Below are 23,248 nucleotides of genomic sequence, written 5' to 3' on the forward strand. Positions count from 1 at the left end.
ATTTTTGAAAGATGTCTTAATTCAAGGTCCTTCCGGGATTTCAGTGGGTGGCTCCGGTTTTGCAGGCCGGATAGAGGTCCAATCCACCACAGAAGAAGTAGATCGCCGTCTTGAAGTGCTCTTTGTTCCTGTAGCCGCAAGCTCGGCGTTTGATTGCCATGATCTTGCTGTTCAGTCCCTCGGCCACGGCGTTGGTGATTCGATGCCGGCAAAAGGTCACCACGTTGTCCATGTGAGCTCTCAAGGTCTGGGCCACCTTCTTCATCGGCGTGATCCGGGATCGCGTGGCCCAACCGCACCATTTCTCCAGGAACCTCTTTGCCCAGCCAGGGCTCATGTAGCCCCACAGATCCTGCAGGCTTTCCTTCATGGCCCAGGCTTTGGCCGTCTTCAGGTTGGCCTGCTTGAGGTCATCGAACCGAGGTCTGTGCTTATCCGGCAGACGGCTTTCGCCGTAAAGCCACAGGTATCTGGTGCCCTTGAGGATTGACTCCCCTTCGGCCATCAGGGCCTTGTGTTCCTGACGCCGGACAGTGTCCACCGCTTTCCCCACGTGTTGCATGACGTGGAAACGGTCAAAGACGATTTTCCGGCTTGCCTCAGGGATCCACTTCATAGTGGCCGAAAAATACGGCTGCCACATGTCCATGCTCACGGCCCGCACTGCTTCCAGCTGCTCGCTACTCAGGCTTTGATAATACGCCTCGAGGCTCGCCGTTCGGCGATCTTCAGCAACATGCTCAACTGTGCCCCTCATCAGATCGCAGACGACGGTCATGTACTTGTGTCCCTTGCGGAAAGCCTTCTCGTCCACCCCGAGGTAGTGGATATTGCGCTGTTCCTTGCGGCTCAAGCCTCTTTTGACGGCTCGTTCCATGATCCCCCAGGTCTCGTCCCAGGAAATACGCAACAGCCTGCGTGCACCTTCGATGGTCGAACAGGCCGTAATCACGTCAATGGCCATGCGCTCCATGAGCAGGGTGAAACGAGAATGGGGAGCGGCCCAGGGGACCTGTGCTTGGCGTACGCCGTGATCAGGACAGTTAACTCGTGGAATACGTGCATGAAGAAATGTCTTGAACTGGCAGGTATCTAGATGTCTCCATGTCCGTTCTTCGGCATGATCCCGGCAAGCCAACTCTCGCCCGCACTCTGGGCAAGACCAAAGAGCGCCAGGCTCATGATCGATCCACACATCCACTCGCCCAGCCCCAGTCTGGAGCTTCACGTCATCCACATGCCAGGGGTGGTCAATGCCAAGAATCTGAGCATAGAAATCGATGTCCCTCATGAGCAATGTCTCCTCTAGAACAGAGGACTACCTCAGGCTGCTACCCACGACAATTCCGGAAGAACCAAAAAAGCGGGCCGTTCGGATGAAGCGTGGACCATATGCAAAGGTCGCCGAGCGCAACGCCGACCTCCTGGCCCGCATTCGCGGCATCAAGGCCGACCATCCGTTCTGGGGATACCGTCGGGTCTGGGCGTTTCTGCGCTTCGTGGACGGCGTAGTCGTCGGCAAAAATCGCGTCTACCGGCTCATGAGCGAGCATGACCTCACGGTGAAGCCCAACCTGCGACTCAAGGCCAAACGCAGGCCGACCGGCGTCAAGCCCCGGCCCACGCGACCCAACGAGTGGTGGGGTATCGACATGACCAAAATCAAGATTGACGGCTACGGCTGGCTGTACGTGGTCATTGTGCTTGATTGGCGCACCAAGAAGGTCGTCGGCCATTACGCCGGCGACCAGGCCAAGGCGTGGCATTGGCTCTCGGCGCTCAACGCGGCTGTCGGCAGGCAGTTCCCCGAAGGCGTGCGCAACGGCGGTCTTCATCTCATGGCCGACAACGGCTGCCAGCCGACCTCGGCGAGCTTCATGAAGGCTTGCCGCGTCATGGACATCAAACTCGCCTTCACCAGCTACAACAACCCAAAAGGCAATGCCGACACCGAGCGCTTCATGCGCACCATGAAGGAAGAGCTGGTCTGGATTAATGAATGGCGTAGCCCGACGGCCTTTTGCCAAGCCTTGGGCTCCTGGATCGAAGAATACAACCAAGGCTACCTGCACTCGGCGCTGGGGTATAAAACCCCGGTGACAACCGAGCAGGAACTGATCAACTCGCGGACTCTCTTAAAAAAGGCTTGCTAAACCGGGGGCAGTACACGATACACCCCCTACCACTGACCCCCTAGCCGAGCCGGGAAAAGCTCCTTCGCCCCCAAAAGCTGCTTCTCTTGATAAGGCGTTTCCGCCCGTTTGGCTCATGGTCGGGCTGATTTGCTTCGTTTCGCTGCTTCTTCTTGGCATGGGCTGGAAGATCATGGGGCTGGAGGAAGAACGCTCGGAGTTGCGCGCAGCAATGGCCGAAGAGCAACGCGAACTGGCCGTGGCCAAGGAAGCCCTGCGCAAAGACCGTGAGATTCTGGAGAAAGACATTGCCCGGCATGCCGCTATCCGCAAGGAGCTTCCCGAGCTGGTAGACCGCAAGGCTTCCCTGTCGCGAGAGGTCAAGGCCCTCGAGTCTGAGAAGGAGACCCTGGAAATACGATTGAAGACGGCTTCAGAGGAGTTGGAGACGGCTCGGAAACAGCGTCAAACTGCCAAGGAAGAGATGCAGGTAGCTGTAGAACGAAGGAAAACAGCCCAAAGCGATTACAAGAAGCTGAAGGGCAAGTCCGAAGAATTGGAAACGACCGTAGCGAGTCTGTCCAGCAAAGAAGAGGCGCTAAGTGAGCGGGTGGCCAAACATGAAAAGCAACAGGTGAAACTTGAGCGTAACATTTCGGGATTAAAAAAGAAAAGGGATGAGTTGCAGACCAAGGTCGCCGAAATGGAAAGCCTCATCGACGGCAAGACCCTGGCCTTGCAACAACTCCAGCAGGATAAAGAGGCGTATGAAGGTCTGTCCGATAGTTTTCGTGAAATTCTCGATAAGTTGCAGAGAGCCGGACAAGACGCGGGCCGGACTGTGGATAGCCTGAAAGGTGGGGCCGAAAGACTCATGGATTCGGCGGCCAGTGCCAACGAACAAACACGAAAAATAGCCGAAGTCGCCGGAAATATGGAACGGCAGGGATCCGTCCTTGAGCGGGAAGCGAATACCCTCAAGTCATCCGTGGAGCAAGTGGAAGGCCAAGCGAAGTCTCTTGAGGGTGCTTCCAGAAAGCTCTCCTCATCCGTCGATTCAGTAAAGGGGACTTTGGAGGATGTCCAAAAAAAGGCTTCTCAGTCTCTCGATAGTCTGAGTTCTGAGGTTTCCAAGGCCCGCAACGCCGTTGCGGGCTTGGAGCAGGAGAAAACACGCCTGCAGAATGCGGGTTCAAATCTGGACGGCAGCGTCGCCACCCTGAACAAACAGACCGAAAGGCTTCCAAACCTGGCGGATCAAGCCGCGTCCGGGGTCTCCAGCCTGGAGGACACGACCAGGAATCTCAATGAGGAATACCAAGCCCTGAGAAAGTTCAACCAGGACCTTGCCTCTCAGGTAACCAGTCTGGGCCAGAGGTTGGAGCAGATGATTCGAGATGTCCAAACCCTGGCAGACAAATCCCCGACCATAGAATCCGCAACTGAGGCCTCTGAAAGATTCAAAGAGTCTATGGACGACAAGGCGAACCGCCTAGACGTCCTGCTCAATGACTTGGCCGCCCTCCAGCAACGACTGAACTCCCTGACTTCCAGTCTGGAAAGCCGGAAGGCCTTGTCATCGACCCCATCGGCACAGCCAAGCGCACTAGACATCGAATTCCAGGACACTTTTTCCCTGAACCCGCGGACTAACTCAGACGCCAACAGACAATCTCGATAGCTTGGAGACAGCACCATGCAAACCGCTCCCACCTTTCTTCCAGCAACTCTCTGGCTACTGGCTGCAGCCCTGACTGTGACAGTGCTTTTGCTGTTCTTCTTCATGCACATCTACTGGCGGAGAAGGCAGCAGGCTTTCCTGCAGGACGGGAGCGAGGCCGCCGACCTAGCCGCCCGTAAGCAGCAATACGAAGCAGACGCACAGGAACTAAGGGAGTGGATGAACCGACAAAAGGATGAGCTCTTACGTCTGACCTCCGAAAGAGAGGAGCAAGAGCGAATTAGAGCCGAACTGACCGATCTGGAACAACGCTGTCTAGCTAAGGATCAGGAAAATGAGACTCTGCGCAAGGAAGTGGGCGAGTTGGAGAGTCAGAAGCTCATGGCTTCTCAGACTTTGGAGCAGCTCAAGAGAGACATTGGCTCCATTGAAAACAATAGAGCCGAAGCAGAAGCCTTGAAGAAAGAAATCGGGGAGATGGAAAAACGGCTGGAAGAAACTCGAGAAATCCTATCGCAAGTGCCGGAAGCAGAACTTCGCTTGCAGGCATTAAACCAGGAGAAAACAGCGCTTGAAGAGCGCATAGGCAAATTGCATGAGGAATCCAGAGAACTCCAGAACGTAGAACAGGAACTGGAGGAGCTGAAAGAGGGAAGAAGAGAAAAGGCCCAACTAGCTGTTCTAGTGGATTCGCTCCGTTCCGAGCAAAGCGCACTTGAAAGGGATGTAAGGACGCTTGAGAAGAAAACGAAGGAGCAGGAGGACAATCTAGAAGACTTGAAGGAAGCCGTGGCCCGTGAGACGCAAGCCGCTGAGGAGAACAAGCAGGCTGCGGATGAAGCCCGGGAACAACTTAAGAAAGCCGCTAGCAAGCGAGAGGAAACCGAGGAGACAGTCCATTCGCTGGAGGCCCGAAAAGCAGTTCTGGAAGAGCGTATAGATGCGCTTTCCAGGAAGGAAACCGAGAATGGCAGTCCTAAAGCCGAAAAGCGTTACGCCGACCTCCTTAAACGCAATGCCGACTGCCTCATTCCGGATGAATTCAAGTCGGAGCCCCGTAATGTGGACGAATACCCCGCTCTTGAGCAGTTCAAGGACGACCTGCGACAACGCAATCTTCACTTCCCACCCCGCCTCATTGATGCTTTCCACACCTCCCTCAAGTGCCAAAGCATCAACCCTTTGACGGTACTGGCCGGTGTCTCGGGTACGGGGAAGACCCTTTTGCCCATGAAGTACGCTGAGCTCATGGGCCTCCATTCTCTGGTCTTGCCAGTGCAGCCCCGCTGGGATTCGCCTCAGGATCTTTTTGGTTTCTACAACTACTTGGAGAAAGAGTACAAAGCCACTGAACTCTCCAGAGCCCTGGTGCGCATGGATTCCTACAACTACCCTGAGGGACAAGAGCAAGACGGTTATATCTGGCCCAGAAAACGCATGCTCATGGTGCTTCTGGACGAAATGAACCTAGCACGCACCGAATATTACTTCAGCGAATTTCTCTCTAAGCTAGAATTGCGTCGGTTGGTGGAAAACCCGGAAAACCCGGCGCAGCGGGAAAAGGCCGAGGTGGAACTAGACACAGGTCCCGGCTTGAAGAAGAGCTACCGCATTTGGGTACCGAAGAACGTCCTTTTCGTGGGCACCATGAATGAGGACGAGACCACCCAGACACTTTCTGACAAGGTCCTCGATAGGTCCAATGTCCTGAGGTTCGGAAAGCCTGATGAGCGGCAGATTGGACAAAGGAATAAGCAGGACCAGCAAAAGCGTCAGGTTCTCGACATTGAAAACTGGGAAAAGTGGCTCCGCAAACCAAATCAGCATGATCCATGGCAGGAACAAATCAATAGCTGGATCAGCAAGATTAATAACGGTCTGAATCTGATCGGCCGTCCGTTTGGTTTTCGGGTGGAAGATGCAATCCGACTGTATGTCGCTAACTATCCCAGGGTGGATGCTGAAGACCGATTCAAGCTGGCCTTTGCCGACCAGGTAGAACAAAAGATCATACCCAAACTGCGGGGGCTGGACATGCATGACAGCAACTCAAATACCCCCCAATGCATCAACGAGATCGGCAATGTAATAGAGGAACTTGGCGACAAGCCCCTTTCAGACGCTTTTATGGCTGCAAAAAATGAAAGCAATAGCATGGGCATGTTCACCTGGCATGGGGTGACACGGACGTTGGACCAGGGGTAGGTCGTGATTGGCACTGTCGCAGTCCAGTTGCACTTGTGGCCCTGGTCCGTGGGCAATCCGGACGAGACGGTCAACCTCGTCAACGGCCAAGCGACGGCCCGGTTTTATGGTAGCCCAGTGCTCTCCGTAACTCGAGGCGCTGAGGTGATCCTTGCGAGACGGTACGAGAAGTTTCTGCCATTCGGGCCGGAGTATGATTCGACCACCGGTCCTTGTAGACTGTATCAGACGCCCCATGGGGTGATGGCGGAAAAAGACGATTCACCGAAGAATCTACAGGATCAGACTGCGCCTACCCTGACAGTGATGCCGGATGGCAACCAAGCCGAGCAAATCCTCTTACGCATGGATGGGGCAGTTTCGAGTCTGTGCGAGGGAGAGGAAAAACTGGACGAAAGTCCCCTTTACCGCACCGTCCTAGCTTGGTCCAATTACTTTGACGAGTGCATCCGAGAGTCCTTGGACTCCAAGCGCAATGGCAAGCTTCGCTGGTCCAATATTCTGTTCTATCTGAATAGAATCGCAGCGCAGGACAAAGAGCCACGTATGGCGCTCATTGTTCACATAGCTGAGAGTATGCGCAGGCAATTGCCTCAGGTGGTGCATGCCGCAAGGCGCATCCTTGTGCGAGAGAGAAAAATGGTTCCGGCCCCGCGTGTAGCAGAAACTGATACGGCATGCCTGCGCTGGTACGTTCGCCAGCCCGGAACCACCTCGGCCCAGAAGGCGGCAGCTAACCGCCATCGCCTTCTGGCCGTTACCCGTCGGGAATCTCTGGACACACTGGAAAATATGGTCCTCAAGGATTTTTTAAAGCGGTGCACCTCGGAATGCAGGCGCTATCTCAACTTCGACTGCACGAAAGAACAGCGTACCGGCTCCGAGCGGGGACGAAATGTCAACTCATTCGGCCACATCTGTGCCGAACTCAGACACTTGCCGCAGATGGAGCGTATCTCTCCCCCTCCCGCCGCCATTCGTCCTAACTACGTTTTACAAAATGACTCCCGCTACAAGCGCATCTGGAAGCTTTATCTCAAATTGTTGCGCCGCGAGGACGAGGAAGACCGGCTTTGGGACTGGCAGGCCCGCACATGGGCAGACATCGCACGCATGCTTGTCAGCGCTGCGCTGATATCTCTAGAGGAAAACGTCGGGAATTCTCGTTTTCGGCTGACGGAGATCTTGGAATCGGTATTAGCCATCCTGAAGGAACAGCGTCTGGGCACACGTCTCGAAAGAGGCTCTGAGCCCGGACCGTTTCTAATCCAACCTGATAGTGGTGATGGTGACAGACAGGGGCCGGGTGTAATTCTGGAGATAGTGCACCCCACATTAGCCCATGAGCATGAATTAACAAAGAATCTTGGCCGCATGGGCGGGCATCTTTATCTTGTTTTCACTCCCCTGGACGGCTCGCAGTCAACCGTGCAGGTGCTCTGGGCAGTGCATACTGCCGGGGGGGGCCCATCGAAGCGCCCTGAATGGAATGAAATCTCGGAGTCCGCCGCTAACGCTCTTGAGCGCCACAAAGTTCTGCTAGGCGAAAGAGCTTCCACGATGCCCAAGATGCGCGCCTTTGTCCTTGCAAGTGACCTAGAGACCGATACTCCCGACTTTCACCCCTCATCACAGGGCACTGTCCATCTGATCCAGATTCCCACCAACCAGAAGGCCTGGAACGAAGTTGTCGGACACATTGCCCTGGTCCTCGAAAAAGTGCTGGAGGCAGTGGTATGAGCCGAATCCACGGTGTCAGCGCTTTCGGACTCAGGGACTGCGCTACGGTCACTGACGGTAAATGTAAAACCAACGGTTTATATCTTGCGGACGCCGTGCTGCCTCAAAGAGCCATGGGGCAGATTCGCACCGGCGAAGAGGCTGAAGCGGAGCGAATCCACTCGGGGTTGCAATGGCCGCCGGAAGCAAGGGTGTCTCCTGGCAAGCCTCTGCGCCGCGTACCTATCCCGGTGGCCTGGTCTCTGCTTGTGGACGCCGGGGACCGGTCGGTGAGTTGGGAAGGCGGCAATGGTGTCTCCATCCCCCTGGCAAGCATTTTGGCGGCCCATATCAAAGGACTGCTGGACGAAAACGAGTTCACCTACGGCAACCAAGAACGAGCCGTGGTGGCCATTCCCGACCATTTGGATGAGTATGGGCAGGAGTCGCTGCTCAAGGCATTCGACAATAACCAGGACCAAGTATGCCTTCTCTGGCGACCCGTTGCTGCGGCCATGGCTTGGCTGGATGCGGCCAAGCCGAGAGATTTGCGCCAAGGTGACTTCATGCTCGTGATTTACCTCGGACCAGACGGCATGGAGTTCACCACTTTTGAACTGCGTGAGGAAACGCAAGACGGGCAGCGGTTTGTGCTACCGGTACGCAATCGCCCTGTCCGCGCCCCTCTACCGCCGGGATGGGAGTGGGCCTGCGTCCTCTCTGCCGAGGCCGATCAATTGTGCCGGGAGGACCATGGTGCTTTCTGGCAGGCCTTCACCATCTTCCCAGAATTGTGGGCCGCCATTGCGGGGGCGCCATGGGATAACGGGAACCTACCGCGCCCCTGGTCCGCGCATCGAGGCTGGCGGCTCTGGAACCCAGACTCTAACCTGCTGGAGAAGACGCTTAGCTGCCGCCTGGAACAATCTGAAATCCTGCGCGAATTACTCAAGGGATCCTGCAAACTACCGCCGGCAAATCGTCAGAACAGCGGGGAAAACTGGGGAGCGCACCTTGAAGCAGAGCTCAAGGCGGCCTATGCCGCGCATGCGGGACGTTTGCGAGGCGCGGTGTTGTGCGGTCCGATGGCACCTGAGCAGACGCCATCCTGGCTGAATCCGGAATTATTGGGTGTGGGACCTGACACGGTCCCCTCTTCCGACACTCTCTGGCTGGCCTGCGCCTGCAAAGATCCCGTGGCTGCAGGAGCCAGGCTTTTTGGTGAACGACTGGCTGCAGGTCTCCCCACATACCTGGACACCCTGCCTAGCTTGGCTCTACTGACAGAAGTCAAGGGCAACCTTGACTGGGTGGACATAGTGGAGTCCAGCGAGTGTGCGGGAGGAAAGACTTATAGGTTCTTCCGGAATTGTCGTGGGTAGCAGCCTGAGGTAGTCCTCTGTTCTAGAGGAGACATTGCTCATGAGGGACATCGATTTCTATGCTCAGATTCTTGGCATTGACCACCCCTGGCATGTGGATGACGTGAAGCTCCAGACTGGGGCTGGGCGAGTGGATGTGTGGATCGATCATGAGCCTGGCGCTCTTTGGTCTTGCCCAGAGTGCGGGCGAGAGTTGGCTTGCCGGGATCATGCCGAAGAACGGACATGGAGACATCTAGATACCTGCCAGTTCAAGACATTTCTTCATGCACGTATTCCACGAGTTAACTGTCCTGATCACGGCGTACGCCAAGCACAGGTCCCCTGGGCCGCTCCCCATTCTCGTTTCACCCTGCTCATGGAGCGCATGGCCATTGACGTGATTACGGCCTGTTCGACCATCGAAGGTGCACGCAGGCTGTTGCGTATTTCCTGGGACGAGACCTGGGGGATCATGGAACGAGCCGTCAAAAGAGGCTTGAGCCGCAAGGAACAGCGCAATATCCACTACCTCGGGGTGGACGAGAAGGCTTTCCGCAAGGGACACAAGTACATGACCGTCGTCTGCGATCTGATGAGGGGCACAGTTGAGCATGTTGCTGAAGATCGCCGAACGGCGAGCCTCGAGGCGTATTATCAAAGCCTGAGTAGCGAGCAGCTGGAAGCAGTGCGGGCCGTGAGCATGGACATGTGGCAGCCGTATTTTTCGGCCACTATGAAGTGGATCCCTGAGGCAAGCCGGAAAATCGTCTTTGACCGTTTCCACGTCATGCAACACGTGGGGAAAGCGGTGGACACTGTCCGGCGTCAGGAACACAAGGCCCTGATGGCCGAAGGGGAGTCAATCCTCAAGGGCACCAGATACCTGTGGCTTTACGGCGAAAGCCGTCTGCCGGATAAGCACAGACCTCGGTTCGATGACCTCAAGCAGGCCAACCTGAAGACGGCCAAAGCCTGGGCCATGAAGGAAAGCCTGCAGGATCTGTGGGGCTACATGAGCCCTGGCTGGGCAAAGAGGTTCCTGGAGAAATGGTGCGGTTGGGCCACGCGATCCCGGATCACGCCGATGAAGAAGGTGGCCCAGACCTTGAGAGCTCACATGGACAACGTGGTGACCTTTTGCCGGCATCGAATCACCAACGCCGTGGCCGAGGGACTGAACAGCAAGATCATGGCAATCAAACGCCGAGCTTGCGGCTACAGGAACAAAGAGCACTTCAAGACGGCGATCTACTTCTTCTGTGGTGGATTGGACCTCTATCCGGCCTGCAAAACCGGAGCCACCCACTGAAATCCCGGAAGGACCGACTTATAAAAACACGATCGACGATCGCTTCAAGCTCACCAAACAGACAAGTGAGATGCTGGTATACTTGAAGAAGGAAACGAGGGATAGCGAAGAACAGTGTCCTAAAAAGCCCACAATAAACGGCAATCCAGGATTCTTCAGCCCCATTGAAAACCGCGTCAAAACGCTAGGGAGCTTAGACGCGGTGCTTAACGAGCACACTTGGGATGCAAATCCCAGGGCCAAGACTTATGCCCGTGAATATGCCCAGTGGTATTACTGGAAACCGGATTCGTCCAAGTCTCCGTATAGGCACGGTAGCGTGCCCTTCCCTTCTGTCCCTAAAAATGATGTGCGTTTGACGGTCAAGGTGGAGATGCGTCCTGCCAGCGGTTTGGCAAGGGTAGAGTTTGTTCCTCAGGGGGATGGGGTCTTCATGGGGAGGTCCGTGGCCTTCGACTACTCCCGCATGGAACCCGTGCTCGAGGACGACATGCCGAAACCGGAACTGCGCTGGCCAGAGACGTTGCATTTTGAGACGACATCTGACTCTGGGGCTTTTGATGATCCCCGAATTCAAAGGTTTATTGAATTGCCCTCAGATGTATCCACGGAAAAGTTCATATCTCACTTAGACGACATGAAGAAGACCATTAGCAGTCCAGTGCAGGATATTCGGAAAGGGCAATTCGTTTTTTTCAAAAGAATTGATGAAAATGGTGAGACACGCTCCTTTAAAGGGGCGGAGATGATAGCCAAGATTTCCAGTAGAATCGCGAACCAATACAACGCAATAGTTGTTGGAGATGTTGTCAACGATACCACGCGGCAATATCTGGTTCGATCTTCCTGGCTATGGGCAAAAACTCCAGAAGTGGTAACACAAAGAATTTATGATTATTTAAGAAAACATATACACCATAGATATGACGCCACGTGGAATCATCTTCTTGAATCTGCAAGCAGGTGCTTTACCATGAGAATTCATTTTCGCCTCCTTTGCACAGCGATATACAAGAGGTCAATCAATGGAACGGGCAATTGTTTTCCCATACATTCAGCGCGAACATTAATAAAGATTCTGTCGTACCGAGAGGAAGGATGGCGCGGTCTTGATAGAACAATGGCCAACCATTTTGCCTATCGTGCTTCTGAGCTAATCTGTGGCGAAGTAGAAAACAGAAACATCAAACAGAAGTTCTTCCAAGGAGCTCTGCTATTTCTCGCATTATTGCGTTACCGCATAGCTGATGCAGATTTCCTTGATCCCAAGGATGCTACGGACGCCAGCCTGATCAAGAAAGTCGAAGCGTGCATGCATGGGGCAAAGGACATCGTTCGGGAACAGCCAGGACAGCTGAATAAGGCGGACCGCATCGACGCTCTCATTCAGGGTACTATAGATTTCATCTACTCAAAAGGCCAAAGCGGAATAATTGTCGATCTCGCGGAGTTCGCCGGGGAATAGAGTTAGTTGAGACTATGAAAATCACTTGTGGCACATAGTTGACTAGTTAGTCGGTCCTGAAAAAGGCCTTTCAGATTGAATCAGGCGTACTTTAGTCTGCCCCGACTCCAGGTTCCGAAGCAGAGCCAAGGGGCGAAAAGAGACAAAAAGTGCTTCAGTCCCCGCATCCACTTCTTGAAGTTGAACGCGGCTGCGGCCATCAGCAGGTTGATCGCATCACCGAGGGCCCCTTTCAGGAAGTTTTTGGCCATGCGGAAGTCGTGTTTGAGATGTCCGATCACCGGCTCGATGCCAGCGCGTCTGCGAAAACGTTGCCTGGCCTTTCGTCTCTGGTAGGGCGTGTCGCTTTTCTTCGGCCGGCCCGGAATCAGAATGCTCGTGTCACCGACTTTTTTGCGCCCCCTGTAACCCCGGTCACAGATGGCCGCCTCGGGGCAGGATTCCGTGATTTGCGAAACTTGCTCCAGAACATCCGGCAGGGTGTGACCGTCGAAAACGTTCTCCTTGAAGGACATGGCTCCTACGATCACACCGGTGGTCTTGGTCCAGGCGATGGAGGCCTTGCGTCCGAACTCGTACTTTTTGTGCTCTTTGCCCTTGCCGATGCAAAGCACGTCCGGTTCGTGCAGGCTGTAGATCTTGTTCTTGTCGGTACGTTTCTGGTCATGGACCCGGCGGAAGAGCTGCATAGCTTCCCTGTGCCTGGCCAACGAATCCCTGGGCAGTTTGCGCTCAAGTTCGCGGATCAGGACGCCAGCCATGGTCCGAATGCGTTTGATGATCTTGCGACTCTTGAATCGCTGGCGCAGGAGGCCTGGCAATTCACGGCGGAAACTGCGGCGCAAGCTGATTCCTTCGAACTCGGCGATGGCCCTGCATCGCTTGATGACCTTGGTCAGAAGCTTCACGTCAGTGGGGAAGGTGATGTTCTTCTCCTGGACCGTGGTGTCCACGGCGATCTCCCGCTCCATGGCGTCGTCGCCGTGCAGACCCACCGAGACCTCGAAGATCAAACGCGCCCCACCCTCGCCGATGCGTTTGCGGAAATAAACCAAGTCCGTGGGGTCACAAGGAAGCCTCCACCGGAAATGCGTCTCACCGCAGAAGGCCTGATAGTAGGGGTTCCGGACCCAAGCCTCAATGACACGCTCGTCGCTCAGATTTTCAAGCTGCTTGAGGATCATGAGCCCGACCATGAGTCTGATGGGCTTTGCTGGACGACCATACTCACTATAGAGGCTAGAAAACTCCTGCTCGAACCTTTCCCAGGGGATGTTCGCTGCAAGCTTGAGCAGCGGGTCCTTGGGATTGAGCTGATCGATGAGGTCCTCGTAGAGGAAATTGCCCTGATCGCTTTTGGCTGGCTTGGCCTTCATCATCACTCCCGAACCGGTGACGGCGCGACCGGTTTCTTGCAGAATCACTACAGTTCCTGGTCGAGAATGATACATTGAATGCTACACTTTGTTAATTCTTTTCAGTGTCATAGATGTTTTTCAGGGCCGACTAGTTAGGCCCCCAATATCCTCGAAGGCCTTCGAGGACGACCCGTGGGCGAAGTGTGCGCCGAGTACGCCATCTCGCAGAACCAGTACTACAAGTGGCGCGATCAATTCCTTGCCCAGGCGCACAAAGCGTTCGAGACCGAGCACGGCGCACAGCGTACGGCCAAGCTTGAGCGCGAGAACATGAAGCTCAAAAGCCTGATCGGTGAGTTGACCATTGAGCTAAAAAAAAGCGGGCCGTTCGGATGAAGCGTGGACCATATGCAAAGGTCGCCGAGCGCAACGCCGACCTCCTGGCCCGCATTCGCGGCATCAAGGCCGACCATCCGTTCTGGGGATACCGTCGGGTCTGGGCGTTTCTGCGCTTCGTGGACGGCGTAGTCGTCGGCAAAAATCGCGTCTACCGGCTCATGAGCGAGCATGACCTCACGGTGAAGCCCAACCTGCGACTCAAGGCCAAACGCAGGCCGACCGGCGTCAAGCCCCGGCCCACGCGACCCAACGAGTGGTGGGGTATCGACATGACCAAAATCAAGATCGACGGCTACGGCTGGCTGTACGTGGTCATTGTGCTTGATTGGCGCACCAAGAAGGTCGTCGGCCATTACGCCGGCGACCAGGCCAAGGCGTGGCATTGGCTCTCGGCGCTCAACGCGGCTGTCGGCAGGCAGTTCCCCGAAGGCGTGCGCGGCGGCGGTCTTCATCTCATGCCCGACAACGGCTGCCAACCGACCTCGACGAGCTTTATGAAGGCTTGCCGCGTCATGGACATCAAACTCGCCTTCACCAGCTACAACAACCCCAAAGGCAACGCCGACACCGAGCGCTTCATGCGCACCATGAAGGAAGAGCTGGTCTGGATTAATGAATGGCGTAGCCCGACGGCCTTTTGCCAAGCCTTGGGCTCCTGGATCGAAGAATACAACCAAGGCTACCTGCACTCGGCGCTGGGGTATAAAACCCCGGTGACAACCGAGCAGGAACTGATCAACTCGCGGACTCTCTTACAAAAGGCTTGCTAAACCGGGGGCAGTACACCCCCTTTGTCGCCAGAAAAGGGGGTTTCTCTTTCCTCCCCAAGGCCCTGAACGCCGCCCCCCGCCAGCCTCCATCCATTCCCCCACCCCAAATTGACCGCCTCCTACGCTTCTTCACCTCCAAGCGCCAGGGCGGCGGCGTGGCCGAGGGCTTGGTGGACGTGCTCGGAGAAGTGCCAGTGGTCCACCCAGTAGAGGTCGCCTTCTTCGCCGGGTCCCATGGGGATTTCCTGTTCCAGGATGGCGGCGGCGTCCAGGGGGAGGATGGCGATGTCCGGGAGGGTGGAGCGCATGAGGGCGATACCCGCGGCCAGTTCCCGGTTGAAGCCTTCCACCAGGATGCGGGCGGCGGGGCCGCGTTTCGCGTACTCGGTGTCGTTGAAGGCGGGCGCGCGGGTGGGGTCGAACAGGTTGAGGACCAGGAAGGTCCGGGCGCCTTTTTCCGCGAGGTCGCCCATGGCGCGGAGGATGTTGGCCACGGAGGAGGCGGGGTCGCCGGTGCCTTCGTGCAGGTCGTTGAAGCCGCACCAAAGGGCTGTCAAGGTGCCGGGCTGGAGGTCGTCCGGGGTGACGCCTTCCACCTGGGTTTGCAGGCCGGTGCGTGGAAACTCGGCGCGGTAGTTGTTGTAGCCGGTGCGGGCGCCGCCGAAGGCGCGTGAGTCGGGCGGCGGCAGGCGCAGGCCTTTGGCCAGGGTTTCCAGCCAGACCTCGCCGTCGGAGTAGCGCTTCTTGCCGTGGGGCGGACCCAGGTCGGAGAGGGAGTCGCCCAGGGCCAGGATGCGTTTTACGGGGCCATTGGGCTCGTCCGGGTAAAGGAAGAACATGCGATACCTCCTGTGTTCAGGATAGCTTTTGCCTCGCGCCTGGACAAGGGAGCCGGTGGTGCGTGTATAGTCCGGGCATGAATCGGGAAAAGGAAATCTGGAGGCAGGGGCCGGATGAGGCGGCGCGCAAGCTGGAGGCGCACCCGGAGAGCGGCCTGACGGGGGCCGAGGCGCGGCGGCGTTTGGCCGAGTACGGCCCCAACCTGGTGGAGGAGGCGGAGTCGCGCCCCTGGTGGCGGATTCTGCTGGCCCAGGTGGCCAACTTCATCGCGGGGTTGCTTGCGGCGGCTTCCGTGGTCTCGTTGCTTTTGGGGCAGGAGGTGGAGGCTGTGGCCATCGCCATCGCCCTGCTGCTCAACGTGGCCATTGGCTTTTTCACGGAGTGGCGGGCGGAGCGGTCTCTGGAGGCACTGCGCCATCTCGGCATGGCCCGCTCCCGCGTGGTGCGCGGCGGCAAGGAGCGGCAAGTGGAGGCCTCCGAACTGGTGCCGGGGGACGTGCTGCTGCTTTCCGCGGGCGATCTTGTCCCGGCTGACGCGCGGGTGGTGCGCGCCGAGGGACTGACAGTGGACGAGTCCGCCCTGACCGGCGAGTCCATCAGTCTGGCCAAGGGGCCGGACGCTGTTGAGGCGATTGCCGAGGGCGAGACCCCGGAGAACATGCTCTACCGGGGCACCGTGGTGGCAGGCGGTGGAGCGCGCTGCCTGGTGGCGGCCACCGGAATGGACACCCGGCTGGGGGAGATCGCCAAGCTGGCGGGCGAGGCCTCGGGCGGCGGCACTCCGTTGGCGAGGCGTCTGGAGCGGCTGGGCCGCAGGCTGGTCTTTCTCACTCTGGCGGTTGCCGCGGCCGTGGCCGCGCTGGGCTTCGCCACGGGCAAGCCGCCTTTCCTCATATTCGAGACCGCCGTGGCCCTGGCAGTGGCCGCCATCCCCGAGGGGCTGCCGGTGGTGGCCACCATCGCCCTGGCGCAGGGCATGTGGCGCATGGCCTCGCGCGGAGCGGTCATGACCCATCTGGAAGCCGTGGAAACCCTCGGCTCCACCACGGTCATCTGCACGGACAAGACCGGCACCCTCACCGAGAACCGCATGACCGTCCGTTTCCTTTCCCTGCCGGACGGTGGGGAGGAGGAACCGGACGGCAAGTTTTCCGATCCCGCCGTGCGCGCCCTGCGCGCGGCCGTGCTGGCCAACGCGGCGGAACTGGGGGGGGCGGACGAACAGCCACGGGGCGACCCCATGGAGTTGGCCCTGCTGCGCGCGGGCCGCGAAGCGGGGCTGGACCGTCCCGAACTGCTGCGGTCCCATCCGGAAAAGCGGCGCGAACCCTTCAGCGCGGACACCAAAATGATGGCCACCGTGCATCGCGTGGACGGCGACCACCGCGCCTGGGTCAAGGGCGCGCCCGAGGCGGTGCTGGCCGCCTGCGACCTGGAAGACCCCGTCCGCGCCGAGTTGGAAAAGCGCCAGGATGAGCTCGCCCGGCGCGGTCTGCGTCTGCTGGGTCTGGCCACCAAAGCCATGGAAGACCCTGGCGGCGACATCTACCAAAACATGGAGTTCCTCGGCTTCGTCTGCCTGGAGGACCCGGTGCGCGAGGGCGTGGTGGCGGACGTGGACATGCTGCACGACGCCGGGCTGCGCGTGGTCATGGTCACTGGCGACCATAAGGCCACCGCACGGGCCGTGGCGGAAAAACTGGACATCATCCGCTCCGGCGACCCCGACCCCCACCTGGGCTCCGAACTGGCCGACCTGGACAGCCTCACAGAGGAACAGGCGGACGAGCTGCGGCGCACGCCCGTCTTTGCCCGCATTACCCCCGAGCGCAAGCTGGACATCGTGGACCTTCTCCAGCGCGGCGGCCAGGTGGTTGCCATGACCGGAGACGGCGTCAACGACGCACCCGCGCTGAAAAAGGCGGACATCGGCGTGGCCATGGGCAAGCGCGGCTCACAGGCCGCCAAGCAGGCCGCGGACGTCGTCCTCACCAACGACGATTTCACCGCCATCGCCTGGGCCGTGGAGCAGGGTCGGGTCATCTTCCGCAACATCCGCCGCTTCGTGGTCTTTCTCCTCTCCGGCAACGCCGCGGAAGTGGCCGCCGTTGCCCTGGCCATGGCCCTGGGCTGGCCCCTGCCCCTGCTCCCCCTGCAAATCCTCTATCTGAACATGATCTCCGACGTCTTTCCCGCCCTCGCCCTGGGCGTAGGACGCGAATCCGGCGACGTCATGAACCGCCCCCCGCGCGACCCGTCCGAACCCCTTCTCGCCCGCCGCCACTGGTGGGAAATGGCCGGCTACGCCGTCCTCATCGCCGCCGTCTGCCTGGTCGCCTTCGTCCTGGCGGGCACCACGCGCCAAGCCGCCTCCGAAGCCTTCCTCACCCTGGCCCTGGCACGCACCTGGCACGTATTCAACATGCGCGGGCCGGAAGAGCACCCCCTGCGCAACTCCGTCACCAAGAACCCTCTGGCCTGGGGAGCCGTGGCCCTCTCCCTGGCCTTGCTGGCCGCAGCCACCTACACCCCCCTGGCCGCCATCCTCGACCTCCGCCCGCCAACCGGGCCAGCCACCCTCTACGTCCCCCTCCTCAGCCTCGTGCCCCTGGCTGTGGTGCAACTGGTGAAGAGCTTTTGGGGGAAAGAGAGGAATGAGTAAGACGGGTGTACTGCCCCCGGTTTAGCAAGCCTTTTGTAAGAGAGTCCGCGAGTTGATCAGTTCCTGCTCGGTTGTCACCGGGGTTTTATACCCCAGCGCCGAGTGCAGGTAGCCTTGGTTGTATTCTTCGATCCAGGAGCCCAAGGCTTGGTAAAAGGCCGTCGGGCTACGCCATTCATTGATCCAGACCAGCTCTTCCTTCATGGTGCGCATGAAGCGCTCTGTGTCGGCGTTGCCTTTGGGGTTGTTGTAGCTGGTGAAGGCGAGCTTGATGTCCATGACGCGGCAAGCCTTCATAAAGCTCGTCGAGGTCGGTTGGCAGCCGTTGTCGGCCATGAGATGAAGACCGCCGCCGCGCACGCCTTCGGGGAACTGCCTGCCGACAGCCGCGTTGAGCGCCGAGAGCCAATGCCATGCCTTGGCTTGATCGCCGGCGTAGTGGCCGACGACCTTCTTGGTGCGCCAGTCAAGCACAATGACCACGTACAGCCAGCCGTAGCCGTCAATCTTGATTTTGGTCATGTCGATACCCCACCACTCGTTGGGTCGCGAGGGCCGGGGCTTGACGCCGGTCGGCTTGCGTTTGGCCTTGAGTCGCAGGTTGGGCTTCACCGTGAGGTCATGCTCGCTCATGAGCCGGTAGACGCGGTTTTGGCCGACGACAACGCCGTCCACGAAGCGCAGGAACGCCCAGACCCGACGGTATCCCCAGAACGGATGGTCGGCCTTGATGCCGCGAATGCGGGCCAGGAGGTCGGCGTTGCGCTCGGCGACCTTTGCATATGGTCCGCGCTTCATCCGAACGGCCCGCTTTTTTTTAGCTCAATGGTCAACTCACCGATCAGGCTTTTGAGCTTCATGTTTTCGCGCTCAAGTCTGGCCGTACGCTGTGCGCCGTGCTCTTGCTCGAACGCTCTGTGCGCCTGGGCAAGGAATTGATCGCGCCACTTGTAATACTGGTTCTGCGAGATGGCGTACTCGGCGCACACTTCGCCCACGGGTCGTCCTCGAAGGCCTTCGAGGACGACCCGAGTCTTCTGCTCCGGGGTCCACTTCCGTCGCTTCATGGCAAACCTCCTGCCTGTTGAGAAGCCACGGACTTCCACTTAAATCAAGGCTGTTTCAAACTGGGGGCAGGATAGGGGTTTCTCCTTCCTCCCCAAACCCCACCATCCTCTTCCCCCAAATTCGCTTACCGCTCGCTTCGCTCGGGGGCGAGGGGCTGACTTGGTGTAGCCGGGGATCGCGGCCCAATTTCGCGCCCTACGCATCTGACTCCAACCGGCCAGGCCCAAGTTTTATCGGGTGTACTCTCCCCACAATCGCCGATACGCCGGAGCACTCCCGTCCATCCCACTCCCGCGCTCTATCCCGCGTTACACATGCAAAGCTAGTTTGCCGCAGGGTCCAGGGGGCGCGCAGCTCCCTGGTCGCCCGCAAGGGCGAAACGTTTTACCACTCGCTTCGCTCGGGGGCGTGGCACCGACTTGGTGTAGCCGGGGATCGCGGCCCAATTCCACGTCCTATGCATCTGTAACCTTACGATCTGGACGAGGTTTTACCGGGTATACTCTCATCATCGTTGACGATTCGCCGAAGCGCTCCAGTCCATCCCACTCCCGCGCTCTATCCCGCGTTACACATGCAAAGCTAGTTTGTCGCAGGGTCCAGGGGGCGCGCAGCCCCCTGGTCGCTCGCAAGGGCGAAACGTTTTTTGCCTCAGGACATAATCTTTCCATTCCCCTTCTTCCCTGCTACATGGCTCCGCCATGGGTTGGTCTCAGGTTTTTTCTCTGGTCGGCGGCGTGGGGCTGTTTTTGCTGGGCATGCGTTTGATGACGGACGGGCTGCGCTTGGCGGCCGGTTCGGCTTTGAAGCGTATTTTGTCCACCTGGACGCGCAAGCCGTTGTACGGCGTGTTTTCCGGTTTCCTGGTCACGGCGGCGGTGCAGTCGTCGTCTGCCGTGACGGTGGCGGTCATCGGGTTCGTCAACGCCGGGTTGCTTTCGCTGCGACGGACGTTATGGGTGATTTACGGGTCCAACGTGGGCACCACGGTCACGGGCTGGCTGGTGGCGCTCATCGGGTTCAACATCGACGTGAAGGCGTTGGCGCTGCCCATGGTGGGCCTGGGGATGCTGCTGAACGTCACGGGCAACGGCTCCCAGCGGCGGGCCTCGCTGGGCGAGGCGCTGGCCGGGTTCGGCCTGTTTTTCCTGGGCATCGGGGTGCTCAAGGGCGGCTTCGCCGGGACCGCCGGCATGGTGGACCTGGACGTGACCGGTTTGGGCGCGTTCTGCCTGCCCGCCATGGCCATCATCGGCTTCGGCCTGACCTTCCTCATGCAGTCCTCGTCCGCGGCCATGGCGCTGGTTCTGACGGCGGCGGCCTCCGGGGCCATTGACCTGGAGTGCGCCGCTTCGGCTGTCATCGGCGCCAACCTTGGCACCACGTCCACGGCCGTTCTTTCGGTCATCGGGGCCACGCCAAACGCCAAACGCGTTGCCGCCGGGCACGTCATCTTCAACCTGCTCACGGGCGCGGCGGCGTTTCTTCTGCTGCCGGTGCTGCTGCATATCATCGAATCCATGCGCGGAACCAGCGCACCGGCCGAGGTGCTGGCCCTGTTCCACACCGCCTTCAACGTGCTGGGCGTGCTGCTTATGTGGTTTATCACCAACCGGCTGACCGTATTCCTGAACAAGCGGTTCCGAACCACTGAGGAGGACCTGGGCCGAACCCGCTATCTGGACACGACCATCGCCCGCACGCCCTCCCTGGCCATCGACGCCCTGGGCCTGGAGCTTTCCCGCATGGGGCAGACCGCAAGGGCCTCCGCCCTGGCCGCGCTGGATGGACAGCAGAACCGCCCCTGGTTCAAGGCCCGACGCGAAGCCCTGCGCCGCCTGGAATACGAGGTAGGCAAGTTCTGCGCCGCCCTGCAACGCTACAACCTCTCCTCCGAACTGGCCCCCTCCCTGCCCGCCGCCCTGCGCTCGGCGCAGTACTACGTCACCTGCGGCGAGCTCTCCGCCCGGGCCGCCAAACTCTTCGCCAGGCATGGCCCCCTGCCTGAAGCCGCGCGGGAGCTGGCCGAGCGGTTCACCGACGAGGCCCGGGAAACCGCCCTCTCCGCCGTGGCCTGCCGCCAGCAGTACGACCCGGAAATGACCGAAACCATGCTGGAACAGGCCGTGGCCACCTACCGCGAACTCAAACAGCAACTCCTCGAGGAAACCGCCAAGGGCCACCTGGACGTGGACAGCATGTCCAGACTGCTCGACGCCCTCTCCTTCCTCCGCCGCGCCCTGGAACAACTCACCAAGGGCTGCCGCACCCTGGTCACCCTGCCCGACGTGCGCGGCCGCTGCCCACAAGACCTGGAAAGCGCGGCTTGAACCGTGCGGGGGAAGGGTAGGTTGGGAATGGGAGGTGGCTGGTTGGGGTGAACGTTCTGGGCAGTGGGAGAGGGTGGAAAAGCCCTTTAAAAATAGGTTCTTTCCTCCCTCTCCCGAACCCTCACCCTCCTTTTCCTAAACCTTTTGCCACTCGCTTCGCTCGGGGGCGTGGTGCTGACTTGGTGTAGGCAGGGAACTACCGCCCAATTACGCGTCCTGCGCATCTGACGCCAAACGGCCGGGGCGGGATTGTACCGGCTTCCAAAACCCCGCAATCGCAAGTTCGCCGGGGTTCACACTCCCGCGAACCACCGCGCGCCAACACGCGATACACATGCAAAGTTACTTTGCCGCAGGGTCCAGGGGGCTGCGCGCCCCCTGGTCGCCGAAGGCGAAATGCTTCCTTCCCCCACGAAAAAAGGGCGGTTCCCTCGAGAGAGAACCGCCCTTTTCTCGGCGTTGTTATCCGCTTGCCCTCAGTAGGGGTGGCAGGTCTGGCGGATGTCGATGCCTTTGATGATGAATATGACGCTTTCGGCGATGTTGGTGGCCAGGTCGCCGACGCGTTCCAGGGAGCGAGCCAGGATGATCTGGTGGACGGCGCGTTCCACGGAGCGGGATTCCTGAACCATGTAGTCCATGTAGTGCTTCAGAATCTTCATGTTCAGGGTGTCGCACTTGGTGTCCATGTCGCACACGGTCAGGGCCATGTCCGCGTCGTTGCGGTTGTAGGCGTCGATGACGCGCTTGTACATGTCGTGCGCGCAGGTGGCCAGTTCCTCGAGCAAGGGATTGTGCGGCAGTGGCGGACGCTGGCTGAGCAGCAGGATGCGTTCGGCGATGTTCACGGACTGGTCGCCCACGCGCTCCAGGTTGGCGGTGATCTGGGTGGAACCCAGAATGAACCGCAGGTCGCGGGCCACGGGTTGCTCCCGAGCCAGCACCGAGAGGGTGTATTCGTCGATGTCGCACTGCTTCTGGTTGACGTCCCTGTCGCCCTCAATGACTTCCTCGGCCAGGCTGGAGTCGCGTTCGTTCAGAGCCTTGAGCGACTTGTCCAGGGCCTTGCCCGCCAGGGAGGACATTTCAAGGACCTTGGCCCGCAGTTCCTCGATTTCTTGTTCCAGATGGAGTTTTTTCACGTCGCGTCTCCCGTGTGGTCCCGCCGGTTAGCCGAAGCGGCCGGTGATGTAGTCTTCGGTCTGCTTGTTGCTGGGGCGGGTGAAGAGGGTTTCGGTCTTGTCGGTCTCGATGAGCTTGCCGATGTAGAAGAAGGCGGTCATGTCCGACACGCGGGCGGCCTGCTGCATGGAGTGGGTGACGATGATGATGGTGAACTCCTTCTTCAGTTCGAAGATGAGTTCCTCGATTTTCTGCGTGGCGATGGGGTCCAGGGCGGAGCAGGGTTCGTCCATGAGCAGGATTTCCGGCTCCACCGCCATGGCCCGGGCAATGCAGAGGCGCTGCTGCTGGCCGCCGGAGAGCCCCAGGGCGGAGTCGTTGATGCGGTCCTTGACCTCGTCCCACAGGGCCGCGCCCTTGAGGCTCTGCTCCACGCGCTCGGCGATGAAATTCTTGTCGCTGATGCCGTTGACCTTGAGGCCGTAGGCGATGTTGTCGAACACGGTCTTGGGGAAGGGGTTGGGCTTCTGGAAAACCATGCCCACCCGGCGGCGCAGGTCCACCACGTCCATGCGTGGGTCGTTGACGTCCTTGCCGTCCATGGTCAGGGAGCCTTCGGTGCGGGTGCCGGGGATGAGGTCGTTCATGCGGTTTAGGCACCGCAGGAAGGTCGACTTGCCGCAGCCGGACGGCCCGATGAGGGACGTGACCTGGTTTTCGATGAATTCGAGGCTGATGCTGTCCAGGGCCTTGAAGCTTCCGTAGTAGAAGTCGAGGTCCTTGGCTTCCATCTTGATGTTCTGGCCCATTCTATTCCCCTTTTC

Annotated in this window: 18 protein-coding genes; 11 read left to right on the plus strand and 7 right to left on the minus strand. The window is 59.0% G+C overall.

From position 1 onward, the window contains the following. Window positions 1-40: 40 nt before the first annotated feature. Entirely contained in the window at window positions 41-1,291 is a 1,251-nt protein-coding gene (locus N911_RS0106540) for an ISL3 family transposase (RefSeq protein WP_029893407.1), read from the minus strand. A gap of 85 nt (window positions 1,292-1,376) precedes the next feature. Between N911_RS0106540 and N911_RS0106545 the strand changes: the two genes are divergently transcribed. The 7 genes from N911_RS0106545 (at window position 1,377) to N911_RS18250 (ending at window position 11,875) form a co-directional block, all read left to right on the plus strand. Then, window positions 1,377-2,153: an IS3 family transposase gene (locus N911_RS0106545; protein ID WP_051693985.1), complete on the plus strand. Its 777-nt coding sequence runs from the start codon at window positions 1,377-1,379 to the stop codon at window positions 2,151-2,153. 115 nt (window positions 2,154-2,268) lie between these two features. Next, window positions 2,269-3,813, plus strand: coding sequence for a coiled-coil domain-containing protein (locus N911_RS0106550; RefSeq protein WP_029895510.1), 1,545 nt, complete (start codon window positions 2,269-2,271; stop codon window positions 3,811-3,813). 15 nt (window positions 3,814-3,828) lie between these two features. After that, entirely contained in the window at window positions 3,829-6,018 is a 2,190-nt protein-coding gene (locus tag N911_RS0106555; RefSeq protein WP_029895512.1) for an AAA family ATPase, read from the plus strand. 243 nt (window positions 6,019-6,261) lie between these two features. Beyond that, on the plus strand, window positions 6,262-7,758 hold the full coding sequence (locus N911_RS0106560; RefSeq protein ID WP_138774350.1) for a DUF2357 domain-containing protein: 1,497 nt from the start codon (window positions 6,262-6,264) through the stop codon (window positions 7,756-7,758). Next, window positions 7,755-9,119 carry a hypothetical protein gene (locus N911_RS0106565; protein WP_029895516.1) on the plus strand — a complete coding sequence of 455 codons (1,365 nt, stop codon included), beginning with the start codon at window positions 7,755-7,757 and terminating at the stop codon, window positions 9,117-9,119. The genes N911_RS0106560 and N911_RS0106565 overlap by 4 nt, the downstream gene beginning before the upstream one ends. A gap of 40 nt (window positions 9,120-9,159) precedes the next feature. Beyond that, a complete protein-coding gene (locus N911_RS0106570) occupies window positions 9,160-10,410 on the plus strand; it encodes an ISL3 family transposase (protein ID WP_029893407.1) in 1,251 nt (416 codons plus the stop codon). Continuing rightward, window positions 10,364-11,875, plus strand: coding sequence for a hypothetical protein (locus N911_RS18250; RefSeq protein WP_138774351.1), 1,512 nt, complete (start codon window positions 10,364-10,366; stop codon window positions 11,873-11,875). Before N911_RS0106570 ends, N911_RS18250 begins: the two co-directional genes overlap by 47 nt. An 80-nt stretch (window positions 11,876-11,955) precedes the next feature. On the opposite strand, the gene N911_RS0106580 is transcribed toward N911_RS18250, so the two are convergent. Next, on the minus strand, window positions 11,956-13,251 hold the full coding sequence (locus N911_RS0106580) for an IS5 family transposase (protein WP_237559856.1): 1,296 nt from the start codon (window positions 13,249-13,251) through the stop codon (window positions 11,956-11,958). A gap of 174 nt (window positions 13,252-13,425) precedes the next feature. Between N911_RS0106580 and N911_RS0106585 the strand changes: the two genes are divergently transcribed. Both N911_RS0106585 and N911_RS0106590 read left to right on the plus strand, forming a co-directional pair. Beyond that, on the plus strand, window positions 13,426-13,629 hold the full coding sequence (locus tag N911_RS0106585; RefSeq protein WP_051693986.1) for a transposase: 204 nt from the start codon (window positions 13,426-13,428) through the stop codon (window positions 13,627-13,629). Further along, window positions 13,626-14,402, plus strand: coding sequence for an IS3 family transposase (locus tag N911_RS0106590; protein ID WP_051693987.1), 777 nt, complete (start codon window positions 13,626-13,628; stop codon window positions 14,400-14,402). Before N911_RS0106585 ends, N911_RS0106590 begins: the two co-directional genes overlap by 4 nt. 119 nt (window positions 14,403-14,521) lie before the next feature. Here N911_RS0106590 and N911_RS17400 read toward each other — a convergent pair whose 3' ends face one another. After that, window positions 14,522-15,241: an SGNH/GDSL hydrolase family protein gene (locus N911_RS17400; RefSeq protein WP_029895522.1), complete on the minus strand. Its 720-nt coding sequence runs from the start codon at window positions 15,239-15,241 to the stop codon at window positions 14,522-14,524. A 77-nt stretch (window positions 15,242-15,318) separates the two neighbouring features. Here N911_RS17400 and N911_RS0106600 point away from each other — a divergent pair, with 77 nt between their 5' ends. Continuing rightward, on the plus strand, window positions 15,319-17,904 hold the full coding sequence (locus tag N911_RS0106600) for a cation-translocating P-type ATPase (RefSeq protein ID WP_029895524.1): 2,586 nt from the start codon (window positions 15,319-15,321) through the stop codon (window positions 17,902-17,904). Window positions 17,905-17,925: 21 nt separating this feature from the next. Here the strand turns inward: N911_RS0106600 and N911_RS0106605 are convergent, their stop codons facing one another. Both N911_RS0106605 and N911_RS0106610 read right to left on the minus strand, forming a co-directional pair. Further along, a complete protein-coding gene (locus N911_RS0106605; protein WP_051693988.1) occupies window positions 17,926-18,702 on the minus strand; it encodes an IS3 family transposase in 777 nt (258 codons plus the stop codon). Further along, on the minus strand, window positions 18,699-18,971 hold the full coding sequence (locus tag N911_RS0106610) for a transposase (RefSeq protein WP_029895528.1): 273 nt from the start codon (window positions 18,969-18,971) through the stop codon (window positions 18,699-18,701). Before N911_RS0106610 ends, N911_RS0106605 begins: the two co-directional genes overlap by 4 nt. A gap of 702 nt (window positions 18,972-19,673) precedes the next feature. On the opposite strand from N911_RS0106610, the gene N911_RS0106615 reads away from it, so the two are divergent. Next, the gene (locus N911_RS0106615; RefSeq protein WP_081859071.1) at window positions 19,674-21,302 is read left to right on the plus strand and encodes a Na/Pi cotransporter family protein; all 1,629 of its coding nucleotides are present in this window, start codon (window positions 19,674-19,676) and stop codon (window positions 21,300-21,302) included. Window positions 21,303-21,778: 476 nt separating this feature from the next. Here N911_RS0106615 and phoU read toward each other — a convergent pair whose 3' ends face one another. Further along, window positions 21,779-22,444 (minus strand): phosphate signaling complex protein PhoU, encoded by a 666-nt coding sequence (gene phoU, locus N911_RS0106620; RefSeq protein WP_029895531.1) that lies wholly within the window; start codon window positions 22,442-22,444, stop codon window positions 21,779-21,781. Between the two features lie 27 nt (window positions 22,445-22,471). Then, window positions 22,472-23,233, minus strand: a complete 762-nt coding sequence (gene pstB, locus N911_RS0106625; RefSeq protein ID WP_029895533.1) for a phosphate ABC transporter ATP-binding protein PstB — start codon at window positions 23,231-23,233, stop codon at window positions 22,472-22,474. Between the last annotated feature and the right edge of the window lie 15 nt (window positions 23,234-23,248).

The sequence above is a fragment of the Desulfohalovibrio reitneri genome, assembly GCF_000711295.1.
Taxonomy (GTDB): Bacteria; Desulfobacterota; Desulfovibrionia; order Desulfovibrionales; family Desulfovibrionaceae; genus Desulfohalovibrio; species Desulfohalovibrio reitneri.